Source organism: Burkholderia sp. Bp8994 (genome assembly GCF_003853805.1).
GTDB lineage: Bacteria > Pseudomonadota > Gammaproteobacteria > Burkholderiales > Burkholderiaceae > Burkholderia.
The window spans coordinates 28569-51369 of the sequence record NZ_QTQH01000018.1 but is presented as its reverse complement, the minus strand read 5'-3'; the positions used below and the strand labels follow the sequence as shown (position 1 = coordinate 51369).

At 67.2% G+C, this 22801-nt stretch carries 23 protein-coding genes; 7 read left to right on the top strand and 16 right to left on the bottom strand.

From position 1 onward, the window contains the following. The first annotated feature begins 63 nt into the window (after positions 1–63). Together ggt and DIE04_RS20455 are read left to right on the top strand one after the other, a co-directional pair. A complete protein-coding gene (gene ggt / locus DIE04_RS20460) occupies positions 64–1956 on the top strand; it encodes a gamma-glutamyltransferase (RefSeq protein ID WP_124520687.1) in 1893 nt (630 codons plus the stop codon). A 64-nt stretch (positions 1957–2020) separates the two neighbouring features. Further along, positions 2021–2656 carry a LysE family translocator gene (locus DIE04_RS20455; protein ID WP_124520685.1) on the top strand — a complete coding sequence of 212 codons (636 nt, stop codon included), beginning with the start codon at positions 2021–2023 and terminating at the stop codon, positions 2654–2656. 38 nt (positions 2657–2694) lie between these two features. On the opposite strand, the gene DIE04_RS20450 is transcribed toward DIE04_RS20455, so the two are convergent. Genes DIE04_RS20450 through tauA form a run of 3 tightly spaced genes read right to left on the bottom strand, consistent with a single transcriptional unit; the run spans position 2695 to position 5514 of the window. Then, on the bottom strand, positions 2695–3660 hold the full coding sequence (locus tag DIE04_RS20450; RefSeq protein WP_124520764.1) for an ABC transporter permease subunit: 966 nt from the start codon (positions 3658–3660) through the stop codon (positions 2695–2697). After that, the gene (locus tag DIE04_RS20445) at positions 3660–4457 is read right to left on the bottom strand and encodes a taurine ABC transporter ATP-binding protein (RefSeq protein WP_044846750.1); all 798 of its coding nucleotides are present in this window, start codon (positions 4455–4457) and stop codon (positions 3660–3662) included. Before DIE04_RS20445 ends, DIE04_RS20450 begins: the two co-directional genes overlap by 1 nt. 40 nt (positions 4458–4497) lie before the next feature. Then, on the bottom strand, positions 4498–5514 hold the full coding sequence (gene tauA, locus DIE04_RS20440) for a taurine ABC transporter substrate-binding protein (RefSeq protein WP_124486550.1): 1017 nt from the start codon (positions 5512–5514) through the stop codon (positions 4498–4500). Between the two features lie 372 nt (positions 5515–5886). Between tauA and DIE04_RS20435 the strand changes: the two genes are divergently transcribed. Genes DIE04_RS20435 through DIE04_RS20425 form a run of 3 tightly spaced genes read left to right on the top strand, consistent with a single transcriptional unit; the run spans position 5887 to position 8030 of the window. Next, positions 5887–6438 (top strand): PAAR domain-containing protein, encoded by a 552-nt coding sequence (locus DIE04_RS20435; RefSeq protein WP_124486551.1) that lies wholly within the window; start codon positions 5887–5889, stop codon positions 6436–6438. Further along, positions 6435–7349, top strand: a complete 915-nt coding sequence (locus tag DIE04_RS20430; protein ID WP_124486552.1) for a glycine zipper family protein — start codon at positions 6435–6437, stop codon at positions 7347–7349. The genes DIE04_RS20435 and DIE04_RS20430 overlap by 4 nt, the downstream gene beginning before the upstream one ends. 12 nt (positions 7350–7361) lie before the next feature. Next, positions 7362–8030, top strand: coding sequence for a hypothetical protein (locus DIE04_RS20425; RefSeq protein ID WP_124486553.1), 669 nt, complete (start codon positions 7362–7364; stop codon positions 8028–8030). A gap of 134 nt (positions 8031–8164) precedes the next feature. Here DIE04_RS20425 and lipA read toward each other — a convergent pair whose 3' ends face one another. The 3 genes from lipA to DIE04_RS20410 form a co-directional block, all read right to left on the bottom strand. Further along, positions 8165–9157, bottom strand: coding sequence for a lipoyl synthase (gene lipA, locus DIE04_RS20420; RefSeq protein WP_124486554.1), 993 nt, complete (start codon positions 9155–9157; stop codon positions 8165–8167). After that, positions 9150–9905 (bottom strand): lipoyl(octanoyl) transferase LipB, encoded by a 756-nt coding sequence (gene lipB, locus DIE04_RS20415; RefSeq protein WP_044846753.1) that lies wholly within the window; start codon positions 9903–9905, stop codon positions 9150–9152. Before lipB ends, lipA begins: the two co-directional genes overlap by 8 nt. An 83-nt stretch (positions 9906–9988) precedes the next feature. Continuing rightward, positions 9989–10315, bottom strand: a complete 327-nt coding sequence (locus DIE04_RS20410) for a DUF2917 domain-containing protein (protein ID WP_044846777.1) — start codon at positions 10313–10315, stop codon at positions 9989–9991. A gap of 102 nt (positions 10316–10417) precedes the next feature. Between DIE04_RS20410 and DIE04_RS20405 the strand changes: the two genes are divergently transcribed. Beyond that, positions 10418–11407 carry a transcriptional regulator GcvA gene (locus tag DIE04_RS20405; RefSeq protein ID WP_044846754.1) on the top strand — a complete coding sequence of 330 codons (990 nt, stop codon included), beginning with the start codon at positions 10418–10420 and terminating at the stop codon, positions 11405–11407. On the opposite strand, the gene DIE04_RS20400 is transcribed toward DIE04_RS20405, so the two are convergent. The 10 genes from DIE04_RS20400 to DIE04_RS20355 form a co-directional block, all read right to left on the bottom strand. Beyond that, positions 11391–11699 carry a YbeD family protein gene (locus tag DIE04_RS20400; RefSeq protein ID WP_044846755.1) on the bottom strand — a complete coding sequence of 103 codons (309 nt, stop codon included), beginning with the start codon at positions 11697–11699 and terminating at the stop codon, positions 11391–11393. The two genes, DIE04_RS20405 and DIE04_RS20400, sit on opposite strands and share 17 nt — an antisense overlap. Further along, positions 11699–12625, bottom strand: a complete 927-nt coding sequence (locus DIE04_RS20395; RefSeq protein ID WP_124520683.1) for a D-amino acid aminotransferase — start codon at positions 12623–12625, stop codon at positions 11699–11701. Before DIE04_RS20395 ends, DIE04_RS20400 begins: the two co-directional genes overlap by 1 nt. A 48-nt stretch (positions 12626–12673) precedes the next feature. Continuing rightward, positions 12674–13990, bottom strand: coding sequence for a D-alanyl-D-alanine carboxypeptidase family protein (locus DIE04_RS20390; RefSeq protein ID WP_044846757.1), 1317 nt, complete (start codon positions 13988–13990; stop codon positions 12674–12676). A gap of 485 nt (positions 13991–14475) precedes the next feature. Beyond that, positions 14476–15120 carry an alpha/beta hydrolase gene (locus tag DIE04_RS20385; protein ID WP_124486557.1) on the bottom strand — a complete coding sequence of 215 codons (645 nt, stop codon included), beginning with the start codon at positions 15118–15120 and terminating at the stop codon, positions 14476–14478. 13 nt (positions 15121–15133) lie between these two features. Then, positions 15134–15451 (bottom strand): ferredoxin, encoded by a 318-nt coding sequence (locus tag DIE04_RS20380; RefSeq protein WP_044846759.1) that lies wholly within the window; start codon positions 15449–15451, stop codon positions 15134–15136. Between the two features lie 146 nt (positions 15452–15597). Then, a complete protein-coding gene (locus DIE04_RS20375; RefSeq protein WP_124520681.1) occupies positions 15598–16749 on the bottom strand; it encodes a VanZ family protein in 1152 nt (383 codons plus the stop codon). Between the two features lie 19 nt (positions 16750–16768). Then, positions 16769–17392: an ABC-type transport auxiliary lipoprotein family protein gene (locus DIE04_RS20370; protein WP_044846778.1), complete on the bottom strand. Its 624-nt coding sequence runs from the start codon at positions 17390–17392 to the stop codon at positions 16769–16771. An 89-nt stretch (positions 17393–17481) separates the two neighbouring features. Then, positions 17482–18423, bottom strand: a complete 942-nt coding sequence (locus tag DIE04_RS20365) for an MlaD family protein (protein ID WP_124520679.1) — start codon at positions 18421–18423, stop codon at positions 17482–17484. A 27-nt stretch (positions 18424–18450) separates the two neighbouring features. Then, a complete protein-coding gene (locus DIE04_RS20360) occupies positions 18451–19380 on the bottom strand; it encodes an ABC transporter ATP-binding protein (RefSeq protein WP_124486560.1) in 930 nt (309 codons plus the stop codon). Next, on the bottom strand, positions 19377–20501 hold the full coding sequence (locus DIE04_RS20355; RefSeq protein WP_044846763.1) for an ABC transporter permease: 1125 nt from the start codon (positions 20499–20501) through the stop codon (positions 19377–19379). The genes DIE04_RS20360 and DIE04_RS20355 overlap by 4 nt, the downstream gene beginning before the upstream one ends. 225 nt (positions 20502–20726) lie before the next feature. Between DIE04_RS20355 and DIE04_RS20350 the strand changes: the two genes are divergently transcribed. Beyond that, on the top strand, positions 20727–22796 hold the full coding sequence (locus DIE04_RS20350; RefSeq protein ID WP_124520677.1) for a bifunctional 2',3'-cyclic-nucleotide 2'-phosphodiesterase/3'-nucleotidase: 2070 nt from the start codon (positions 20727–20729) through the stop codon (positions 22794–22796). Positions 22797–22801 lie beyond the last annotated feature (5 nt).

The following is a 22801-nucleotide window of genomic DNA, read 5'->3' as shown; positions in this document are numbered from 1 at the left end:
CCGTGCGGAGCGCGTGCCGCGCACACGCCGCCTCCTTCGAATTCACTGTCGCCGAGGGTTTCAATGTTCGACCGGATCCGTCCGCATTCGCGTCCCCGGACGCTCGTCGCCACGCTCGCGCTCGTCGCGCTCGTCACGTTCGGCGCCGGCTGCACATCGCCGTCCGCGCCGTCCGCGCCGTCGGGCGCCGTCGTCCCGGTCGCTGCCGCGTCCGGCGCCGCGGTGCCGCTGCCCGGCGTTCACGCGCCCGAACTGGCGTCCGGCTGGACCGACAAGCCGGGCTGGACCTCGCAGCGCTTCATGATCGCGGCCGCGAACCCGCTCGCCACGCAGGCCGGCTACGAGATGCTGAAGGCCGGCGGCACCGCGATCGACGCGGCGATCGCCACGCAGATGGTGCTCGCGCTCGTCGAGCCGCAATCGTCGGGGCTCGGTGGCGGCGCGTTCATGCTGTACTTCGACGGCCGTGCGACGCAGGCGTACGACGGCCGCGAGACCGCGCCGGCCGCCGCGACCGACCGGCTGTTCTACGGCCCGACCGGCCAGCCGATGGGCTTCTACGAAGGTGTCGTGGGCGGCCGTTCGGTCGGCACGCCGGGCGTGCTGCGGATGCTCGACGCCGCGCACCGCGCGCACGGCAAGCTGCCGTGGCGCCGGCTGTTCCAGCCCGCGATCCGGCTCGCCGAGCACGGCTTCACGATCAGCCCGCGCCTCGCGATGCTGATCGCGAACGACAAGTACCTGATGAACGACCCGGCCGCGCGTGCGTACTTCTACAACAAGGACGGCACGCCGAAGGGGGCCGGCACGGTGCTGAAAAACCCCGCGCTCGCGACCGTGCTGCGCCAGGTTGCCGATCGCGGCGCGAATGCGTTCTACACCGGCGCGATCGCGCGCGACATCGTCACGAAGGTGCGCAAGCACCCGACCAATCCGGGCCTGCTGTCGCTGCAGGATCTCGCGCGCTACAAGGCGAAGGTGCGGGCGCCGCTGTGCACCGACTACCGGCGCTCGGTGGTGTGCGGGATGCCGCCGCCGTCGTCGGGCGGCCTCGCGATCGCGCAGATGCTCGGCATCCTCGAGGCGATGCCCGACTGGCAGCAAATCGGCGCGCAGAAGCCGGTGCGCAACGAAGTCGGCTACGAGCCGACGCCGTTCGCCGCGCACCTGTTCAGCGAAGCGGGACGCCTCGCGTATGCGGACCGTGCGCGCTACGTCGCCGATCCGGATTTCGCGCCGCTGCCGGGCGGCAGCTGGGCGAGCCTCGTCGACCGGACCTATCTCGCGCAGCGCGCGCGCCTGATCGGCGACACCAGCATGGGCGTCGCGCAGGCCGGCACGCCGCAGGGCGCGACGCTCGCGCTGGCCGACGACCGCAGCCCCGAATTGCCGTCGACGTCCGACATCGCGATCGTCGACCGCTACGGCCAGGCGCTGTCGATGACGACCAGCGTCGAGGACGCGTTCGGTTCGCGGCTGATGGTGCGCGGGTTCATGTTGAACAACCAGTTGACCGATTTCTCGTTCGTGTCGAACGAGAACGGGCGGCCGGTCGCGAACCGCGTGCAGCCAGGCAAGCGGCCGCGCTCGTCGATGTCGCCCGAGCTCGTGTTCGACCAGAAGACGAAGCAGGTGACGATGATCGTCGGCTCGGCCGGCGGCCCCGCGATCATCAACCACGTCGCGAAGACGATGATCGGCGTGATGGACTGGGGGATGACGATGCAGCAGGCGATCGCGCTGCCGAACGTCGGGTCGATGAACGGGCCGACGCAGCTCGAACGCGGCCGCGTGTCGGACGCGCTCGTCGACGGGTTGAAAGGGCGCGGGCACGACGTGCGGGTCGTCGAGATGAATTCGGGACTGCAGGGGATCCAGCGGCTGAACGTGCAGGGGCAGACGGTGTGGTTCGGCGGGGCCGACCCGCGGCGGGAAGGCGTCGCGATGGGCGAATGACGCCGGCAGGCTGGCGCCTCGATCTCGCGTAGACTGGCACCCTCTGCCCTCGAGGAGCCGCGACGTGAATTCGACGACACTCTTGCTGTATGTCATCACCGTATCCGCCGTCACGGTCACGCCCGGCCCGACGATGCTGCTGGCGCTGAACAACGGCGCCACACGCGGCATGCGCATCGCGGCTTACGGCATCGCTGGCGCCGCGCTGTCCGACCTGATTCTGATCGGCGCGGTCGGATGTGGGCTCGGCGCACTCATGCAAGCGTCGGAACACCTGTTCGTCATGCTGAAGTGGGCGGGCGCCGCGTACCTGCTCTACCTCGCCTGGGTGCTCTGGCGTGCCCCTATGTCCCTGCCGTCGGCCGACGCCGTGCAAGCGGACGGCGCACGCGACGGCCGCTCCGCATTCAAGCGCTCGCTGCTTGTTGCACTGTCAAATCCAAAGGGCTTGCTGTTCTTTTCGGCATTCCTGCCGCAGTTCATCCAGCCCCAATCGAACGTCTCGGCCCAGTACGCAACGCTGGCGATCCTGACGGCCATGATCGACGTCCTGTTGATGGGAATTTACGCGGCAAGTGGCTATCACGCGATGAAGGTCATGTCCGGCAAAGCCCTGAAATGGCTCAATCGCGGCTGCGCCGGCATGCTGGCCGGGCTGGCGGTCGCCCTCAGCCTCTATCGACGCGGCACCGCGACCTGATGCGACGACGACCTCGCCGCGTCGCAACACCCCTCCGCTCACCCCCGCCCCTTCCACGGCACCACCCGCCGCTCGACCCATCGCATCGCGAGATCGAACAGCCACGCGATCGCGCCGATGATCAGAATCCCCATCACAACGATGTCCGTGCGCAGGAAGCTCGATGCGTTGAGCACCATCTGCCCGAGCCCGGCCGTCGCGGCGACCATCTCGGCCGCGACCAGCGTCGTCCAGCCGAACCCGATCGCGATCCGCAAGCCGGTGAGGATTTCCGGCAGCGCGGCCGGCAGCACGACATGGCGCACGATCTGCGGGAAGCTGCCGCCGAGCGAATACGCGGCGTTGATCTGCTCGACGGTTGCCGCGCGCACGCCGGCACGGGCGGCCATCGCGATCGGCGCGAAGCATGCGAGGAAGATCACGACGAGCTTCGCCGTCTCGTCGATGCCGAACCAGATCACGACGAGCGGCAGATACGCGAGCGGCGGCAGCGGCCGGTAGAACTCCAGCAGCGGATCGAGCACGCCGCGCGCGATGCGGCTCACGCCCATCAGGATGCCGGCCGGCACGCCGATCGCAGTGGCGAACACGAAGGCGCCGAACACGCGCGCGGCGCTCCACAACAAATGCTCCGACAACGGCAGGCCGCCCTGGATGCGGCCATGCCACGCGTCGACGAACGCGGCCCACACCGCTTCCGGTGCGGGCAGGAACAACGGCGGCAACCACTGCCGGTGCGTCGCGACCCACCACAGCACGGCCAGCGCCGCGACCGTCGCCGCGCTGAGCGCGGCCGTCCGCCCCTGCCCCGGCAACCGGTAGCGATGCGATGCGCGAGCCGGACGCACCGCGTGACGCTGTCGCGTCGCGCGTTGATCCTGCCCGAACTCCGAGGCTGCTCGATCGGCTGCCAACGATTCCTGCGTGCTCATGTCGACCTGCCTGTGCAAAGTACTGATCCGGCCGCGCCCGACGGACGCGCCCCGTCGCGCGAACTCATGCATCACGCGCGCTCCGCCACCGCCTCGTCGCGATGCAGATACGCGATCAGCCGCTCGCGCCACGCGATGAATTCCGGCGACGACTTCACCGCGCGCGCATCGCGCGATTCGACGTAGCGCCGCGCGAACGGCAGCTCGAACGTCTCCGCGATCCGGCCGGGGCCGGGCGTCATCACGACGAGACGCGTCGCGAGGAACAGCGCCTCCTCGACGTCGTGCGTGATGAAGAACACCGTCTTGCCGGTGCGTGCCCACACGTCGAGCACGAGCGCCTGCATCGTGCCGCGCGTCATCGCGTCGAGCGCGCCCATCGGCTCGTCCATCAGCAGCACGCGCGGATCGCTCGCGAGCGCACGCGCGATGCCGACGCGCTGCTGCATCCCGCCCGACAGCTCGTACACGCGCGCGTGCGCATGCTTGTCGAGCCCGACCAGCGCGAGCATCTCCCGCGCCCGCGCTTCGCGTTCGGCCTTCGACACGCGTGCGAAGCGCAGCCCGAGCGCGACGTTCTCGAGCACGTCGAGCCACGGCAGCAACGCGTATTTCTGGAACACGACGCCGCGATCGGCGCCGGGGCCCGTGACCGGCACGCCGTCGACGCGCACGTCGCCGGTCGTCGGCGCGACGAAGCCGGCCATGCAGTTCAGCAGCGTCGTCTTTCCGCACCCGGACGCGCCGAGCGCGACGACGAATTCACCGGCTTCGATGCGCAGGTCGACGCGCGCGAGCGCCTGCGTCGTCGGCCGGCCGCGTTCGCCGGGATAGTCGACCGATACCTGACGGACTTCCAGCGTGCTCATGATCGAAGGGCTCCGCGACGAGAGGGCTGAACGGCCGCGCTCAGCGCGCGGCCTTCTGCACGAACTGCGGATCGACGCCGGCCGAATAGTCGGACAGCACCGTCTGGATCGTGCCTTGCGATTTGAGGAACGTGGCCGTGGCCGCGAGCGACTTCGCGGCGCCCGATTGCGCGCCGCCGCCGAGCCACGTCGGCGAAGCCTGCTCGGCCGCCGTCGGGAACGCGTAGAGCGCGAGGCTGGCCGGCACGTCCTGCGCGTTCGCGCCGGACACCTTCGCGACCGCCGCGACCTGCGGCGAACCGACCTTCCACGCGGCAGCGTGCGCGCGGTAGTCGGCGTCTGCCGCCGCGAGCACCTTCACGAAGCGCGTGACGAACTCGGGGTTCTCGCGCGCGAACTTGCGGCTCACGACGAAGCCGTCGAAGGTCGACTTGCCGCTTTCCTTCGCAACCTGGCCCGACGTCGTGAGCACGGTGCCCGACTGCTTGACCTTCGCGAGCACCGGATCCCAGATGTAGGTCGCGTCGATGTCGCCGCGCGCCCACGCAGCCGCGACTTCGGGCGGACGCAGGTTGACGATCTTCACGTCGTTCGGATTGACGCCCGCGGCCTGCAGCGCGACGAGCGTATGGAAGTGCGACGTCGACACGAACGGCACGCCGATCTTCTTGCCCTTCAGCCCGGCGACGTTCGTGACGCCCGAGCCGTTGCGCGCGACGAGCGCCTCGGCGTCGTTGATGTTGTCGAGCACCCAGAACAGCGAGATGTCGAGCCCCTGCGACAGGCCGGCCGCGATCGGGCTGGAACCGGCCTCGCCGAGCTGCACGGAGCCCGACGCGAGCGCGCGGATCACGTCGGCGCCGCTGTCGAGCTTGCGGAACGTGACCTTGTAGCCGGTCGCCTTTTCGACTTCACCGCTCGCCTGCGCATAGCGCCACGGCACGACCATGTCCTGGTACGCGATCACGACCTCGCGCGATTCGGCGTGCGCCGCGCCCAGCGCGGCAAAGGCGGTCAGCGCGACGACGGCGCGGCGGACGAAGCTGAAACGGGACATGCGACTCTCCTTCGGAATGCGGGCATTGCTGCGGGAGAGCCGACTTTACGAGCTTTGCGCGCGGCGGGAGCGAACTTATCCTGCGAAGCTATCGATGCCGTTTCAGCTTTGCTTTCCATGCTCGACCGGATTGCGTGTCCGGTCGGGTGACGATTGTGGTGCGGGGACGGGCCGTTGCCGCGCGTCGGTCGATTCGAGATCGTAGCCAACTTGCGGGACGTCTCACGCTCCGCGGATCCAGGGATGAAAAATCGGTCAAAACCACGATACTTCAAAAAAATTCGGATTACAGGGTTTTTAGTACCCGTCTAATTGCTGCGCCCAATGCCACGATGATATTTCTTTGTCCGTTGCGAAAAACGGATAATGAGCATGAAACGGTACTTGCTTAAGGTAGGCGACAAGTCAACTACGGGTGGCATCGTCATCGAGGGGGTAGACAGTTGCACGCATCACGGTACAGCCCTGACTTTTGTTGGCGCTCAAGTCGTTTGTAATGCGTGCCAGTCCACGGGTGTCATCGCGGCTCAAGGTCCTCGTTGGCCCGATCATAAGATGGGCAAAGAACAGGCTCTTGATGGCGACTTGTGCCTTTGCAAATGCCATCCTCCTCCCGTGATGATTGCCTCCCAAACCGATAGCTTTCATAGCTTCGAGTCTCACAATCTCACCGAGATGGGGTACGGACCTTCCGGGCAATCTCTGACGGAAGAGTATCGAGGCAACTGCGATGAGCGCGTGCGCGTGCTCGACGGTAACAATCAACCTGTTTGCAGTTCCCCATATCACATTCGCACGTCAGCAGGGGCGGTCTATAAGGGACTGACGGATTCCCAAGGTTACTGTCCTCGTGTCTACACGAAGGATGTGTCAAAGCTGGACATTGCAGTAGGTCTGCAAGCTCTGGAGCGGTGGGAACAATGAGCAACTTCGTCTATCGAACAACGACAAACGCTACCGCTGACTCCAAGTATGACGTGCTCGGGCATCACATGCCTGCTCGCATTTTCTTCTTTGTTACTGTTGAAGAAGTCGGCAAGGATGGCATGCTGGTCCGTCACACGTACAGCACGATCGACAATCCATATCTGAAGCAACTTGAACTCTCGCCACTTGGCGAGATGCGCGAAGTCTATCCAGAAAAATATGGTCTGTGGAGCAAGGGCGGTCCCAAAGCTCCAGGCAGTGTCGTTGACCACGTGCTGGAATACGACAAGCTAACTTCCTATGCATCTACCAGTAGCATCTATCCTACAGGCACGGGGAGAATGGCGGGCAAGACCGTGTATGTCGACATCGCCAAAGCCAAGCGAGCAGGCGCGAAGCTCGTGACAACCGATGAGATCGTTCAAGCCATCGATAAGTATGCGGCCGAGGCTCGCTCAAAAGACAAGCGGTGGGCGGAGCATATCAAGCAAAAAGTCCTGGCCATGGACAAGGAGGTTCTGGTTCAGCCACGGCCCATGGTGCCCGGTGAAGGCGTGTTCTCGCAGCGTGGCTTGGCTATCAGCCTCGGCATCGTCAAATATGCTCGTGTTGTGCGGGTTGTCGGGCTCGCTTTTACAGGCTATGACCTCTCGGTTGCATCCAATGAATCGATTCGTCTAAAGTCCATTCGTCCTCTGGAAAAGGAAGTCATTCGCCAGGCTGGCGGGTGGGCAGGTAGTTGGGCCGGCGCCGTTGCTGGAGCCAGAGTCGGTGCTACAGCGGGCGCGCTGGTCGGTGTTGAACTCGGGCCTGGCGCCGTAATAACCGGTGCCATCGGTGGCATCCTCTTTGGTGCTGTCGGCTATTTCGGCGGCTCGATGATTGCCGATCAGATTCCAGATAAATGATGAGGAGGGGATGTGTCTTTCTTCAGGCGCAAGGTTGAAGAGTTGCAAACGAAGCGGGCAGAGCGTGAAAGTCTGAAGAGTCTGGAAGACGCCTTTGGAAAGCCACTCGGTGAATTGCAAGCCATTTTCGGTTCCGGCTCGCTCGACCCAAAAAAGCAGCAACTTCCTGCCTACCCCAAGCCGATATATCAAGGCGATGCGGGTATCAATGCTTTTGGGCTGGTTCATCACGTTCAGCCCAGTCAGTTTCCGACTTTGCTCAATCTGGTGCGGCAAGGCAGACAAGAGGTTGCGTATTTTCAGTTCATGCGCGAAGTCGACGGGCAGTCGCTGAGTACCATCATCTCCGCCACATGGAGGTTTTCAGGGCGCGACGTGCGCTTGCTCTCCAACGATGTTGAACTGATTGCCAAGCTCTCGGAGCAAGGCTTCCACCCCGCCGCTCCGTGGATCACGTTGTATGAGTTTGGACCGATTCTGCATATCAGTCAGGGTGATCCTCACTACTGGCTGAACCATGTATGGGACTCGTTCTGGGAAAGCCTGAGCCTGGATGAACAGACGAGCTTTCTGGAAGAGGGCAGGAAAGAGACCGGCGCTTATATCTCAGCCGAGGATTGGGAACTGTGGGTCGAGAGTATCAGAATGCGCGATGTCCGGTTTCGCAAGCTTGAGGACTAAAAGCCCGTGGAAGCGCTGACGAAATCGCTCTTGCGCCAGAAGCCGTTGCTTCACTTCGTCAGGATATCGAGACGAAGAACTGCATAAAAAAACCCGCGTAGCGGGTTCTTTTATGCATCGAGCGTCTGGAGCAATCAGACCACCCCGGCCCCATGCGCCTGCAGATCGGCGTGATAGCTCGAACGCACCATCGCGCCGACGGCCGCGTGCGTGAAGCCCATCTTGTACGCCTCTTCCTCGTACATCTTGAACGTATCCGGATGCACGTACGCACGCACCGGCAGGTGGTGCTCGGAAGGTTGCAGGTACTGGCCGATCGTCAGCATGTCGACGTCGTGCGCGCGCAGGTCGCGCATCACCTGCAGGATTTCCTCTTCGGTCTCGCCGAGGCCGACCATCAGGCCCGACTTCGTCGCGACGTCCGGATGCAGCGCCTTGAAGTCCTTCAGCAGCTTCAGCGAGTGCGCGTAGTCCGAACCCGGGCGCGCTTCCTTGTACAGGCGCGGCACCGTTTCGAGGTTGTGGTTCATCACGTCGGGCGGCGCGGCGTTCAGGATCGAGATCGCGCGGTCGAGACGGCCGCGGAAGTCCGGCGTCAGGATCTCGATGCGCGTGTCCGGCGACTGCTCGCGCACTTCACGGATGCACTCGACGAAGTGGGCGGCGCCACCGTCGCGCAGGTCGTCGCGGTCGACGCTCGTGATCACCACGTACTTGAGCTTGAGCGCCGCGATCGTGCGCGCGAGATTCTTCGGTTCGTCCGCGTCGAGCGGATCGGGACGGCCGTGGCCGACGTCGCAGAACGGGCAGCGGCGCGTGCACTTGTCGCCCATGATCATGAACGTCGCGGTGCCCTTGCCGAAGCACTCGCCGATGTTCGGGCAGCTCGCTTCCTCGCACACGGTATGCAGGTTGTGCTCGCGCAGGATCGTCTTGATCTCGTTGAAGCGCGAGCTGCCGGTGGCCGCCTTCACGCGGATCCACTCCGGCTTCTTCAGCTTCTCGATCGGAACGACCTTGATCGGGATGCGCGCCGTCTTCGCCTGCGCCTTCTGCTTGGCGGTGGGATCGTAGGCAGCGGTCGCGGCCGAGTCGGCCGGTGCGGGGGAAGCGGTAACGTCAGTCATTCGAATGTTCCAGTGCCTGCGGCTTGTCGGCGGCCGCGGATGCGCCATCGAGGTTGGCAATCAGACGACCCACCAGCGTGTGGGCGACGTCGTTCCAGTCGGCGGCAACCTCGAGGCTCGCCATGTCGACGGTTTCCAGTCCGGCATAGCCGCACGGGTTGATCGCGAGAAACGGGCGCAGATCCATCTTCACGTTCAGGCTCAGACCGTGATAGCTGCAGCCGTTGCGGATCTTCAGGCCGAGGGCCGCGATCTTCGCGCCTTCGTGCACGCCGGATGCCACGTAGATGCCCGGCGCGCCCGCCTTGCGGACCGAAGCGAGATTATACGCCGCGAGGGTTTCGATCACGGCCTCCTCGATCTTCGTCACGAGCGTGCGCACCATCAGCTTGCGCCGGCGCAGGTCCAGCAGCAGGTAGGCGACGATCTGGCCGGGGCCGTGGTAGGTGATTTGCCCGCCGCGGTCGACCTTCACGAGCGGCACGCCGCTGTCGGCCACCAGCAGGTGGGCCGGGTCGCCGGCCTGGCCGAGCGTGTAGACGGGCGGATGCTCGACGACCCAGATTTCGTCGCCGGTGTCGGCCGTGCGCGTGTCGGTGAACGCGCGCATCGCGTCGAAGCTCGTCTCGTAGGCCTCGCTGCCCCGCCAACGCACGGTGACCGGCACGACGGGCCGGACCGGAGACCCGGCGGGCGATTCGGAAACAGCGACAGGCGTGGACACGATGGCAACCGGCGAGACGGACATGGGCGCTAGTTTACCGAAAACCCATGCGTCTCGCCGGCCCGGGAAGGGGACGGATCGCGAGCATCCGTCGGAGGAAAGGTCGGTCAGACGGTGCGCCAGCCGTCGTGGAACAGCGCGTTCACGCGGTTGCGCAGCCGCGCCAGCGCGCCGCGCGCGACTTCCCCGGCCGGCCGCGACACCGAGAACGCGACCTGCGCGCCCTGCCGGCCTTCCGCACTGAGCCACAGCCGCTCGCCGCGACGCAGCCGGAGCGTCTCGCCGTCGACCAGGAAGTAGTCTTCGACGTCGTTGCTGCGCGTCGCCCACACCGGCCCGCATTGCACCGTCAGACGCGTGCTGCGCTGCACCTTCATCGGCACGGTCTCGCCCGCGGGGATTTCGAACGTGATGCTTGAAGAAATTTCTTGCATGATCGACTCCGCCAATAAATGCTTCGATGGCTACAATCGTAGTCACTTCAAGGCACCCGACAAAACGACCAATTTTCACGTCGATGTGAGGAAAATTAGCAAATGGACCTCCGCCAGCTGCCTGCGCTGAACGCGATTCGCGCGTTCGAAGCCGCCGCCCGTCACGAGAATTTCTCCCGCGCCGCCGACGAGCTGTACGTCACCCACGGCGCGGTCAGCCACCAGGTTCGCGCGCTCGAGGAGGAGCTCGGCGTGCAACTGTTCACGCGCAACGGCAAGCGGCTGTGCCTGACCGACGCCGGCATGCGCTACGCGCAGCAGGTCCGCACCGCGCTGATGCAGATCGCCGATGCGACGCGCGAGGTGCGCGCGAGCGACCGCGGACGGCGGCTGGTGGTGTCGATGCTGTCGTCGTTCGCCGCGCGCTTCATCACGCCGCGCATCGGCACGTTCATCGAGCGGCATCCGGAAATCGACGTCGAGTTGCAGTCCACCAACTCGCTCACCGACTTCGCGCGCGACGACGTCGATCTCGCGATCCGCTTCGGCTCCGGCAGCTATCCGGGGCTGCACGTCGAGCCGCTGTTCGAGGAAGTGTTCTTTCCGGCGTGCTCGCCGACGCTGAACGGCGGCAAGCTGCCGCAGACGCCCGCCGATCTCGTGCACTACAACCTGCTGCGCTCGGACGACGAGCTGTGGCGGCCGTGGTTCGACGCGGCGGGGCTCGATACGCTCACCGAGCCGAAACGCGGGATTCTGTACCAGGATTCGTCGAACCTGCTGCTGGCCGCGATCGACGGCCAGGGCATCGCGCTGGTGCGCCGCTCGCTCGCGGTGCACGACCTGCTGGACGGGCGCCTCGTGCGCCTGTTCGACATCGACGGGCAGAGCCCGTGGCACTATTTTTTCGTGTGTCCGCCGCCGCTCGTGAACACGCCGCGCGTGCAGGCGTTCAGGACCTGGCTGCTTCAGGAAGTCGCGGAGTACCAGCAGCTGTGCGACGAGCTGGACGCGCGGCGCGCGGCGGGGAAAACCCCCGCCGAGTGCGCGCAGGAAGGAGGATGGAAAGCGGCGCTCAGAGCACGACCTTGACCATCGGATGGCCGGTCAGTGCGCGGTAGATGTCGTCGAGCTGTTGCTGGCTCGTGGCGCGCACGGTGATCGTGAGGCCGGTGTAGTTGCCGCCGCTCGAGGCACGCTCCTCGATCTTCTCGACGTCGATCTCGTTGTCGTGGACGGCCACGACCTTGAAGATCGTATCCTTGAACTCCGGGTGCGCCTTGCCCATGATCTTGATCGGGAAGTCGCACGGAAACTCCAGCAGCGACTCCTTCCGGGCATCGATCGCGCCGGTGACCTCGATGGTTTTGGTCGGTTCGCTCATCACTTTCTCCGGGTTAGGTCAAACTGTTCAAACTCGCGTGCCTTCGCACGCTGGTACGCGTCGTACAACGCCGCGAACACGGGGCCCGGCTTGCCGCCCTGCACAGGCAGGTCGTCGAGCGACGTGACGGGCAAAATCTCCTTCGTGGCCGACGTGATCATGATCTCGTCCGCCGAGCGCAGCTCGGCTTCGCTGATCTCGCGCGCGACGAACGGAATGCCGCATTCGTCGGCCAGCTGCTCGACCAGCGCGTAGCGGATCCCTTCGAGGATCCTGTTGCTGCGCGGCGGCGCGTACAGCTCGCCGTTCTTCACGACCCACACGTTCGACGACGAACCTTCGGTCACGTTGTCGTCGCGCAGCTGGATCGTCTCGAACGCGTCGCGTTCGGCCGCATGCTGCGCCATCAACACGTTGCCGAGCAGCGAGATCGACTTGATGTCGCAATGCAGCCAGCGGCGATCCTCGGCCGTCACGCAGCGCACGCCCTGCGCGCGCTCCTGGTCCGACGGCAGGCGCAGCGGGCTCGTCATCGCGAACACCGTCGGCACCGTATTCGCCGGGAACGCGTGGCCGCGCTTCGCGACACCGCGCGTCACCTGCAGGTAGACGAGCGCATGGCCGTCGCCGAGGCCTTCCGCATTCGCGGCGACCACGCGCTCGATCAGCGCGCGCCAGCCGGCCGCGTCATGCGGATTGTCGATGCCGATCTTCTTCAGGCTGCGCGCGAGCCGGTCCAGATGCTGTTCGATCCGGAACGGCACGTGCGCGCCGTCATGCGCATAAACGGGGACGACTTCATACACGCCATCGCCGAAGATGAACCCGCGGTCGAGCACCGGCACGCGGGCTTCCGACAGCGGCACCAGTTCCTCGTGCGACGACACGCTGAGGTAGACGATCGGTTCGAATTCGGCTTGGCTCATGGCAATGACAGATGGGGATGAAGTCGTGAAAACAAAGGCCCGTCGCGCTTACTTCTTCTTGCTGAACATCAGCAGGATCGAGTCCCAGATACGGCCGAAGATACCCGCTTCCGGCACGGCCTGCAGCGCGACGACCGGGAACTCCGACAGCGTCTTGCCATCGGCGACGATCTTCACGGTACCGACCTGCTGGCCTTCCGCGAGCGGCGCGATCAGCGGCGCGTTGACCTCGACTTCCGGCTTGACCTTGTCGCCCAGGCCGCGCGGCACGGTCACCCACTGGTCGCCCTTCACGCCGACCTGCACGGTGTTTTCCTTGCCCTTGTAGATGCGCGGCGTCGACATCGCCTGGCCGCCCTTGAACAGGCGCACCGCGTCGAACGCGCTATAGCCGTAGTTCAGCATCTTCATGCTGTCCTGCGTGCGCTCGCCTTCCTTCTGCTCGCCCATCATCACCGACACGAGACGCCGCTGGCTGTCGACACCCGGGATCGCGCGCTTCGCCGACGCGATCAGGCAGTAGCCGGCCGCCTGCGTATGGCCCGTCTTCAGGCCGTCGACCGTCGGATCCAGCCACAGCAGGCGGTTGCGGTTGCCTTGGCGGATGTTGTTGTACTTGAATTCCTTCTCCGAGAAGATGCTGTAGTACTGCGGAAAATCGCGGATCAGGTGCGCGGACAGCTTCGCGAGGTCGCCGGCCGTCGTGTAGTGGTTCGGGTCGGGCATGCCGTTCACGTCGGCGAAGTGGGTGCCCTTCATGCCGAGGCGCGCCGCCTCGTCGTTCATCAGCGTGACGAACTGCCCTTCGCTGCCGCCGACGAGTTCGGCCAGCGCGATCGCGGCGTCGTTGCCCGACTGGATGATCATCCCGTACACGAGGTCGTGCACCGACACCGGCTTGTTCGCCTCGATGAACATGCGCGACTCGTCGGTGCCGACGCGGCGTACCGCTACGCTCGGCGTGACGATCTGCTCCATCGAGATCTTCTTCTTGTCGAGCGCCTCGAACACCAGGTAGGCCGTCATCAGCTTCGTCAGCGATGCGGGCTCGACGCGTTCGTCGGCGTTGCCCGATGCGAGCACCGTGTTGCTCGTCGCATCGACGAGCACCCACGAGCGCGCGTTCACGCCCGGCGGCGGCACCGCGCCCGGCATGAAGGTCGCGGGCGCGCCGGTGAACTGCTCGGCGGCGGCGGCCGGCGCGGCATGCGCGGCCTTGGCCTTGGCGGCCGGCTTCGCCTCGGCGACGACGATCGTCGACGCGAGCGCGACGGGCAGCATCACGCCGAGCGCGACGTTGCGCGCGGCGGTGCCGAAGGCGATGGAAGAAGCGAGGGACTTGAGGCCTTGGGGAGACAGACGCATGATCGATTCAGGCTGATGGCAGAAAGTGCGGCGCGAAACGCGCAAGGGTTGAACGGCAAGGCGGCGGGCGTTCCGGCGTTCGTCCGACTGCGTCGGACGGCGCGAAACGCGCCGGTTGGACTCGTGCGGACGCGTTCGGTTCGCGGCCGTCGCGAGCGGGCGGACAGGCGGCGAAACGAGCGCCGCATGGGCCCAGCCGGGCCGCGGGCGACGCGAATTGCGGCCATTATACGTGGCTGCGAACGGCGTTTTCGGGAACCGTGGCCCGGGCGGCCGCACGCCGACTTCGAGAGGATGGCGAGGCTTCGCTGCGAGAGAGGGTGATCGAAGCCGCGCGAAAGGCGTGCGCAGGCGCCGTGCAAGTCGGATTGCGCCGCGCCGCAGCGGGCATGTGCGACCGTGCCGTGACACGATGCGGCGCGATGTCGCGCGAGCGGCGACATCGCACGCGTGCGGCAGCGGCGCCGCACGCCGGGTTCAGCGCATCAACGCCACGCGTCGACGATGATGCGCTTCAGCACGTGCAGCTTGCGATGGAAGAAATGCTCGGCGCCGGGGATCACGACGACCGGCAGTTCCTGCGGCCGCGCCCAGTCGTACACCGACGCGATCGGCACCGTGTCGTCGGTTTCGCCGTGGATCACCAGCGTGTTCTCCGGCACCTCGGCGACCTGCCAGCGGCTCGCGGCCGTGCCGACGAACACCATCCGCTCGATCGTCTCGCCCGCGTCGCGCAGCCGCTTCGCGACATGCGACAGCACGAAGGTGCCGAACGAGAAGCCCGCGAGCACGAGCGGCAGGTCCGCACACGCGGGCTGCGCGCGCATGTGCGCGAGCACGGCAAGCAGGTCGTCGGCCTCACCGATGCCGTTGTCGTGCACGCCCTCGGTCGCGCCGACGCCGCGGAAGTTGGACCGGTACACCACGTAGCCGAGCTGGACCAGCGTGCGCGCAAGGGTTTGCGCGACCTTGTTGTCCATCGTGCCGCCGAACAGCGGATGCGGGTGCGCGACGAGCGCGATGCCGCGCGGCGCGGCGCTGCCGTCGCGCATGGCGTCCGGCAGGTCGACCGCGATTTCGATCTGCCCGACCGGGCCGGCGATCAGCGACTTCTGCGTATGAACGTTCATTCTGCCGGCCCGCTCAGATCTTCAGGCGCTCGACGACCTTGCCGTCGCGCAGGTGCGATTCGACGATCTCGTCGATGTCGGCCTGGTCGACGTACGTGTACCACGTGCCTTCCGGATACACGACCATCACGGGCCCTTCCTCGCAGCGGTCGAGGCAGCCGGCCTTGTTGATGCGGACCTTGCCGGGCCCCGCGAGGCCGAGTTCCTTCACGCGCTTTTTCGCGTATTCCTGCATGGTCTGCGCATCGCATTGCGCGCAGCTCGGACGCTCGGCGCCCGGGTCGCGCTGGTTCAGGCAGAAGAAGACGTGGTGCTGGTAGTAGGAATCCATGATGGTGACGAGCGGCCCGGCGCGGTGCCGGGCGGAAAGAGGGGCGATCGCCGTTGCGCGCGGCAACGGATGTGCGGACGATTATAACGAGCGGCGCGCGCCGCTGCCCGCGACCGAACCGTGGCCGCCCTGCCCGGCGTGCCGCGTCAGCGCCGCGGCGCGGCCGGCAGCCACGCGTGCTCGACGCGCTGGCCGAGCCAGATCAGCGCCGCGTAGGGCCAGATCCACGCGAGCCAGCGCGCGATGCTGTTGAAGTGCACGTAGCGGCCCTGCCGCCAGCCCGACAGCGTGAAGTCGAAGAACGGGTTGACGGGCAGCAGGTTGACGAGCGCCACGCCGGCCAGCAGCGCGAGCGCCGCGAGCAGCGCGCGCCACGCGGCCGGCACGCGCAATGCGAGCAGGGCCGCCGCGAAGCCGAGCTCGATGCCGAGCCGCGCACCGGGCGTCGCCCACACGACGACGAGGCCGGTGCTCGACTGCATGAAGGTCGCGGCCGCCTTCAGCGCGAGCGTCGCGACGACGAACCCGATCAGGAGCCGCACGCGCGGCGCGCGCTCGCGCATCGCGAGCGACGCGATCGCCAGCGCGGCGAACAGCATCAGGCCACCGAGCGCGGCTTCCCACGCGGAGTCGGACAGCCAGCCGTCGACACGCTCGGGCCATTCGCTCACGCGCCACGCGGCCGGCAGCCACGCGAGCAGCGCGTCCTGCATCGAGCCCTCGGCGCGTTCCCACAGCGCGGCCGGCCAGTCGCCGATGCCGAACAGGAACGGCGACGGAAACAGGATCGCGAACGGCCACAGTCCGGCGAGCAGCAGCGGCGTCGCGCCGTCGGGCTCGAACCACGCGAAGCGCAGCCGGCGCAGCGCGCCGCGCTCGAGCAGCGCGCCGGTGGCCGGTGCCGCGAGCGCCGCGCCGAGCAGCGCGCCGAGCGCGTTGGCCGCGAGGTCGAGATTCGACGCGACACGCGTCGGCAGGTAGGTCTGCAGCGCCTCCATCGACCCCGACAGCAGCACGCCGAGGCCGCCGATGATCAGCGTCGCGGCCACGCCGCGCCAGCGCGGATGCAGCGCGAGCACGCCGAGCGCGCCGAACGGCAGGTAGCCGAGCACGTTGGTGACCACGTCGAACGCGGTCACATAGCGCTGCATCGGCGCGAACAGGTAGTCGAACGGCCCGATGCCGAGCGACACCCAGCCGTCGAACGGATACAGCGATGCATAGACGACGAGCGCCGCATACGCGGCGAACGCCTGCCGCGCCAGCGACGACGCGCGCGACGTGCCCGGCGCGCTCATCGCGGCTGCGCGTGGTGCGTCACGGGTTGCCCGCGTACGCCTGCACGCCGACCCACGCGGCGATCTGCGACACGAGCTCGTCGCTCGCGGCCGCGAGCGCACGCGCGCCGCCTTCCGCATCGGGCGTGCTCGACGGCGCGCGCGCGACGAAGGTGCGCTGGCCGAGCACCTTGCCGTCCTGCATCAGCGTCGCGCGCGCGGTGACCGCGCCGTGGCTCTGCGACTGCCCGTCGAACACCTGCTCGAATTCGTTCAGGTCGACCTTCAGCGTCGGCGCGCGCACGCCGTCGGTACCTTCGAGCACCGCGCCGCGCGACGACAGCGCGCCGCGCAGCCGCTGCGTGAGCAGTTGCGCGGGTGGCGCGGTCCAGCGGCTGTCGCGATAGACGGCCATGCGCTGCGCATCCGCATACGCGAGGCGGTAGACGAACTTGTCCGTGTCGAGCGCGTCGGGCGCGGCGACGTCGAGCACCTTCAGCGCGGGCCCGGTGCCGGCCGTGACGACCGATGCGGCCGGCCCGAGGTCGTAGCGGACGTTCGACAGCGCCGCGGCGTTGCCGGCGCAGCCGGCAGCGAACGCGAGCGTCAGCACCGCGAGCGCGGTCGCTGCCGGACGCAGCGCGCGGTCAAGGATTCGTGGCATGGCATGTTCCTGCATGATGTTTCCGGTTTCGATGGCGTGATGGCCCGGTCTCGCGCCGGGCCGGTCGAGCGGCGGGCTGGCGATGCGCTTCATTTCCCGGCCGCGGCCCCGGCCCCGGCCCCCGGCCAGACGAAGCCCGCCTCGCCGGGCCCGGGCGCGGAGCCGGGCGAGCCGAACAACAGACTGCGCGGGTTGCGGCCGAGTTCACCGGCGACGTCCTTCAATTGCCGCGACGCATCGCCGACGCTGCCGGCCAGCGCGTTGAAACGCGGCAGCGTGTCGTACTGGACCCGCGCGTTCAGGTCGTTCAGCGCGACGCCGACCTGCTCGGCAGCCGAGCCGGCCTTGTTCAGGTTCGACACGAGCGGCCCGTTCGGCTGCAGCAGCGTGTTCGCCGATGCCATCGCGCGATCGACCTGGTGCATCGTCTCCGGCAGCGCGGCCACCGCCGGCGCGAGCTGCTTCGACAGCGTCGCCGCGCCGTCCGCCGCGTGCTGCAGGCTTTCGGCCGTCGCGCGCAGCTGCTCGCGCATCTCCGGCGACATCAGCGCGTTCGCGCTTTTCGCCGCCAGCTCGAGCTGCCGCAGCAGCACGTCGCCGCGCTCCTGGATCTGGTCGAACAGGCTCGGCCGCATCGGGATCTGCGCGATCGCCTTCGGCGACGACGGCAGCGGCGCCAGGTCGCGCCCCGTATCCTCGAGCTGCACGAACGCGATGCCCGTCACGCCCTGGAAGCCGAGGCTGCCGTAGGTCGACTGCGTGATCGGCGCGTCGCGATCGACGAGGATCCGGATCCGGATCTGGCCCGGATGCGCGCGATCGAAGCCGATCGACTGCACCTTGCCGACGTCGAGGCCGCGAAAACGCACGGCCGCATCGGGGAACAGGCCCGTCACGTTGGTGCGCGCGAGCAGGTCGTACGGCACGCGCACGGTACGGTCGACGTTGAACCAGAACACGGTGCCCGCGATCGCGAGCGTCAGCGCGATCGTGAACAGGCCGGCCCAGAACGCATGTGATTTGTTTTCCATTCGCGGGTTCCTTGCTTCTTGCCTTGCTTACAGATCGACGCTCGACGGCGCCGGTTCGAGGGCCGCCTTCGGCAGCTTCGCGCGCCGCTCGGGCGGCAGCGCCTGCAGTGCGCGGCGCCCGCGCAGCCCCAGGAAATATTCGTGGATGAACGGATGGTCGACGTTCGCGGCCTCCTCGACGGGGGCCGCGACCAGCACCTTGCGGTCGGCCAGCACCGCGACGCGCGTCGACAGCGCGACCATCGTGTCGAGATCGTGCGTCACCATCACGACCGTCAGCCCGAGCGTGCGGTGCAGCGTCGCGATCAGCTCGACGAATTCGTCGGACGCCTGCGGGTCGAGGCCGGCGGTCGGCTCGTCGAGGAACAGCAGCTCCGGCTCGAGCGCGATCGCGCGCGCGATGCCGACCCGCTTCACCATCCCGCCCGACAGCGCGGCCGGCATCTTCGACGCGTGCTTGCACGGCAGCCCGACCATCTCGAGCTTCAGCATCACGATGTCGTGCAGCAGGTCGGGCGGCACGCGGCCGAGCTCGCGCAACGGCTGCGCGACGTTGTCGAACACCGTCATCGACGAAAACAGCGCGCCCTGCTGGAACAGCATCCCCGAGCGCGTGCGCATCATCCGCGCGGTCGCGTCGTCGATCTTCGACGTGTCCTCGCCGAACACCTTGATCGTGCCCGACGTCGGCCGCTCGAGGCCGAGGATCTGCCGCACCAGCGTCGTCTTGCCCGAGCCCGAGCCGCCGACGATCGCCACGATCTCGCCGCGCCGCACGTCGAAATCGAGCTTCTGGTGAATGATGTTGCGCCCGTAGCGCTTCGTCAGGTTGCGCACCTCGATCACGAGGTCGTCGCCGGGCACGGCGGCGCCCGGCGGCGTGCCGACCGAGCCTGCGCCGATTGCCGCGGCATGTGCGCTGGCGGCACCGGCCGCCGGTTCGTTCGACGCATTCATCCGAGCCCCACGTTCTGGAACAGGATCGCGAACACCGCGTCGGCCAGGATCACGACCGTGATCGACGAGACGACCGAGGTCGTCGTCCCTTCGCCGAGGCTCTGCGAGTTCGCCTTGATCCGGAAACCGAAATGACAGGCGACCAGCGCGATCAGCATGCCGAACACGACACCCTTGCCGATGCCGATGTACAGGTTCGCGATCGGCACGACGCCCGGCAGCGAGCGCACGAAATAGTTGACGTCGATGCCGAGCACCAGCTTCGCGGCGAGCGCGCCGCCGGTGAGCGCGATGATGTTGGTCCACATCACGAGCAGCGGCATCGCGACGCCGAGCGCGAGCACGCGCGGCAGGATCAGCCGCAACCCGTGCGGGATGCCCATCACGCGCATCGCGTCGAGCTCCTCGGTCACGCGCATCACGCCGATCTGCGCGGTGATCGCCGAGCCCGAGCGGCCCGCGACGAGGATCGCCGACAGCACGGGCCCCAGCTCGCGGATCACCGACAGCCCGAGGATGTTCACGATGTAGCGGTTCGCGCCGAACATCTGCAGCTGCTGCGCGGACAGGTAGCTCAGCACGATGCCGATCAGGAACGCGACCAGCGCGGTGATCGGCAGCGCCTGCGCGCCGGCGCTGTAGATGTTTGCCGAGGTTTCCTTCCACGGCATCGTCTGTGGGCGGCGCAGCACCGACAGCGCATCGAGGATCACGAGGCCGAACATCGCGATGCCGCCCTGCAGGTGTTCGGCGAACGCGAAGATCGCCTGGCCGAGGCGCGTGACGGGATCGAACCGCACGACGCGCTCGGGCGCCTCGCGCTGGCTGTCGAGGCGTTCGATCCGCTCGAAGATCGTGCGCTGCGTGGCGGACAGCTCGACGCCGGCCGGCAGCTTGCGGCCCCACACGCGCCACAGCGCCTGGCCGCCGACGTGGTCGAGTCGCTCGATGCCGGACAGATCCCATTCGTTCACGCGCCCGGACGCGATGCCCGCGATGCGGCGCGCGACCGCGCCGCGGTTGCGCGCAAGCGCGAGTGCGGTCCATTGGCCGTACAGGCGCACCGTCTGACCCTGGCCGCCGGCGTCGACCGACAGGCCGGGAGGAGTCTCGAAGTCCAAGGGCGGATTGTTTGCAAAAGGATGACAGCGGCCATTGTAGCGAACCGCCCGGCGCCGCGACGTGAGGATTGCCGCCGGGGCGCGCGGCCGGGCGCGACCTTTCATTCTTCCGTCACGTTTCCTTTCGATACTCTCACGCGCCGCACATCAGGCCGTCGGCGCCCGCGCCGCCATCTCGCGGCGCGCCTCGCGATTCATAGAACAGAACACCGAACAGGACAATCGATGCGTCTCCCCCCGCTTTCCCGCCGCCGCGCGACCGCCGCCGCCGCACTCGCCAGCCTCGCCTTCGCCCTCGCCGGTTGCGGCGGCGATGACGTCACCGCTCCGCCGTCATCGCAGACGCAGGCCCAGGCGCCCGCCGGCACGACCGCCACGCTCGCGCTGCTCGAAACGACCGACCTGCACACCAACGTGCTGTCGTACGACTATTTCAAGCTCGCCGCCGACAAGTCGCTCGGTTTCGAGCGCGTGTCGACGCTGATCGCGCAGGCGCGCGCGCAGTACCCGAACACGCTGCTGCTCGACAACGGCGACACGATCCAGGGCACCGCGCTGTCGGACTACCAGGCGCTCGTGAACCCGATCGGCTGCGACCAGACGCTCGCGATCTACAAGGTGATGAACGCCGCGAAGTTCGACGGCGGCGGGATCGGCAACCATGAGTTCAACTACGGGCTGCCGTACCTGTCGCAGGTGACCGGCAACACGTTCGACGTCGACGGGCTGCCGGCCCCCGCTCAGCAGAAGAAGTGCGCGGGCCCGAACTTCCCGCAGGTGCTCGCGAACGTGATCAGCGCGAGGACCAACGCGCCGCTGTTCACGCCGTACACGATCCTCACCCGCACGGTGACGGCCGTCACGCCCGACGGCAAGACCGTCAGCGCGCCGGTGAAGATCGGCATCATCGGCTTCACGCCGCCCGCGATCATGAGCTGGGACAAGCGCTGGCTCGACGGCAAGGTCTACACGACCGGCCTGAAGGAAGCGGCCGAGAAGTACGTTCCGGAGATGCGCGCGAAGGGCGCCGACCTCGTCGTCGCGATCTCGCACGGCGGCCTCGACAACACCGCGTACTCGCCGACGATGGAGAACGGCAGCTGGTGGCTGTCGAAGGTGCCCGGCATCGACGCGATGCTGATCGGCCACTCGCACCAGGTGTTCCCGGACGCGAACAGCACCGTGGCGCAGTTCAACCTGCCGGGCGTCGACAAGGCGAAGGGCACCGTCAACGGCGTGCCGACCGTGATGGCCAACTACTGGGGCAAGCATCTCGGCGTGATCAAGCTCGGTCTTGAGTTCGACGGCAAGACTTGGAGCGTCGACAAGTCGCAGACGACCGTCGAGGCGCGGCCGATCCAGAACGCGGACAAGAGCTACGTCGCCGCCGATCCGTCGGTGTCCGCCGCGATCGCCGCCGAGCACCAGGCGACGATCGACTACGTGAAGACGCCGATCGGCTCGACCGACTACCGGATGAACTCGTACTTCGCCGACGTCGGCGATCCGGGCGCGATCCAGATCGTCAACGAGGCGCAGGCCGACTACGTGAAGACCTACGTGCAGGCGAACCTGCCGCAATACGCGTCGCTGCCGGTGCTGTCGGTCAGCGCGCCGTTCAAGAGCGGCTTCGGCGGCGGCAGCGACTACACCGACGTCGCGCCCGGCGCGCTCGCGATCAACAACGCGGCCGACCTGTACCTGTATCCGAACACCGTGTACGCGGTGAAGGTGAGCGGCAGCGACGTGAAGAACTGGCTCGAGACGGCCGCGAAACGCTTCAACACGATCGACCCGACCCAGGCGACCGTGCAGCCGCTCGTCAGCAGCTTCCCCGGCTACAACTTCGACATGTTCACGTCCGCCGATCTCGCGTACGAGATCGACGTCACGCAGCCGGTCGGCAGCCGCATCAGGAACCTGACGTACAAGGGCGCGCCGATCGACCCGAACGCGCAGTTCATCGTCGCGACCAACAACTACCGCGCGAGCGGCGGCGGCAACTTCCCGGGCCTCGACGGCAGCAAGACGATCTTCGCGTCGCCCGACGCGAACCGCGACGTGCTGATCGCATTCATCAAGAAACGCGGCGCGATCACGCGCGCGGCCGACGGCGCGCAGCGCAGCTGGCGCTTCACGAAGCTCGCGAGCTCGGTCGCGCACGTGCGGTTCACGTCCGCGCCGAACCGGCTCGGCGACGCGGCGGCTGCCGGCCTGAGCGGCCTCACGCAGGTTGCGGCCGACGACGGCTCGGGCAAGAACCTCGCCGTCTACGAGATCGACATCACGCAATGACCATG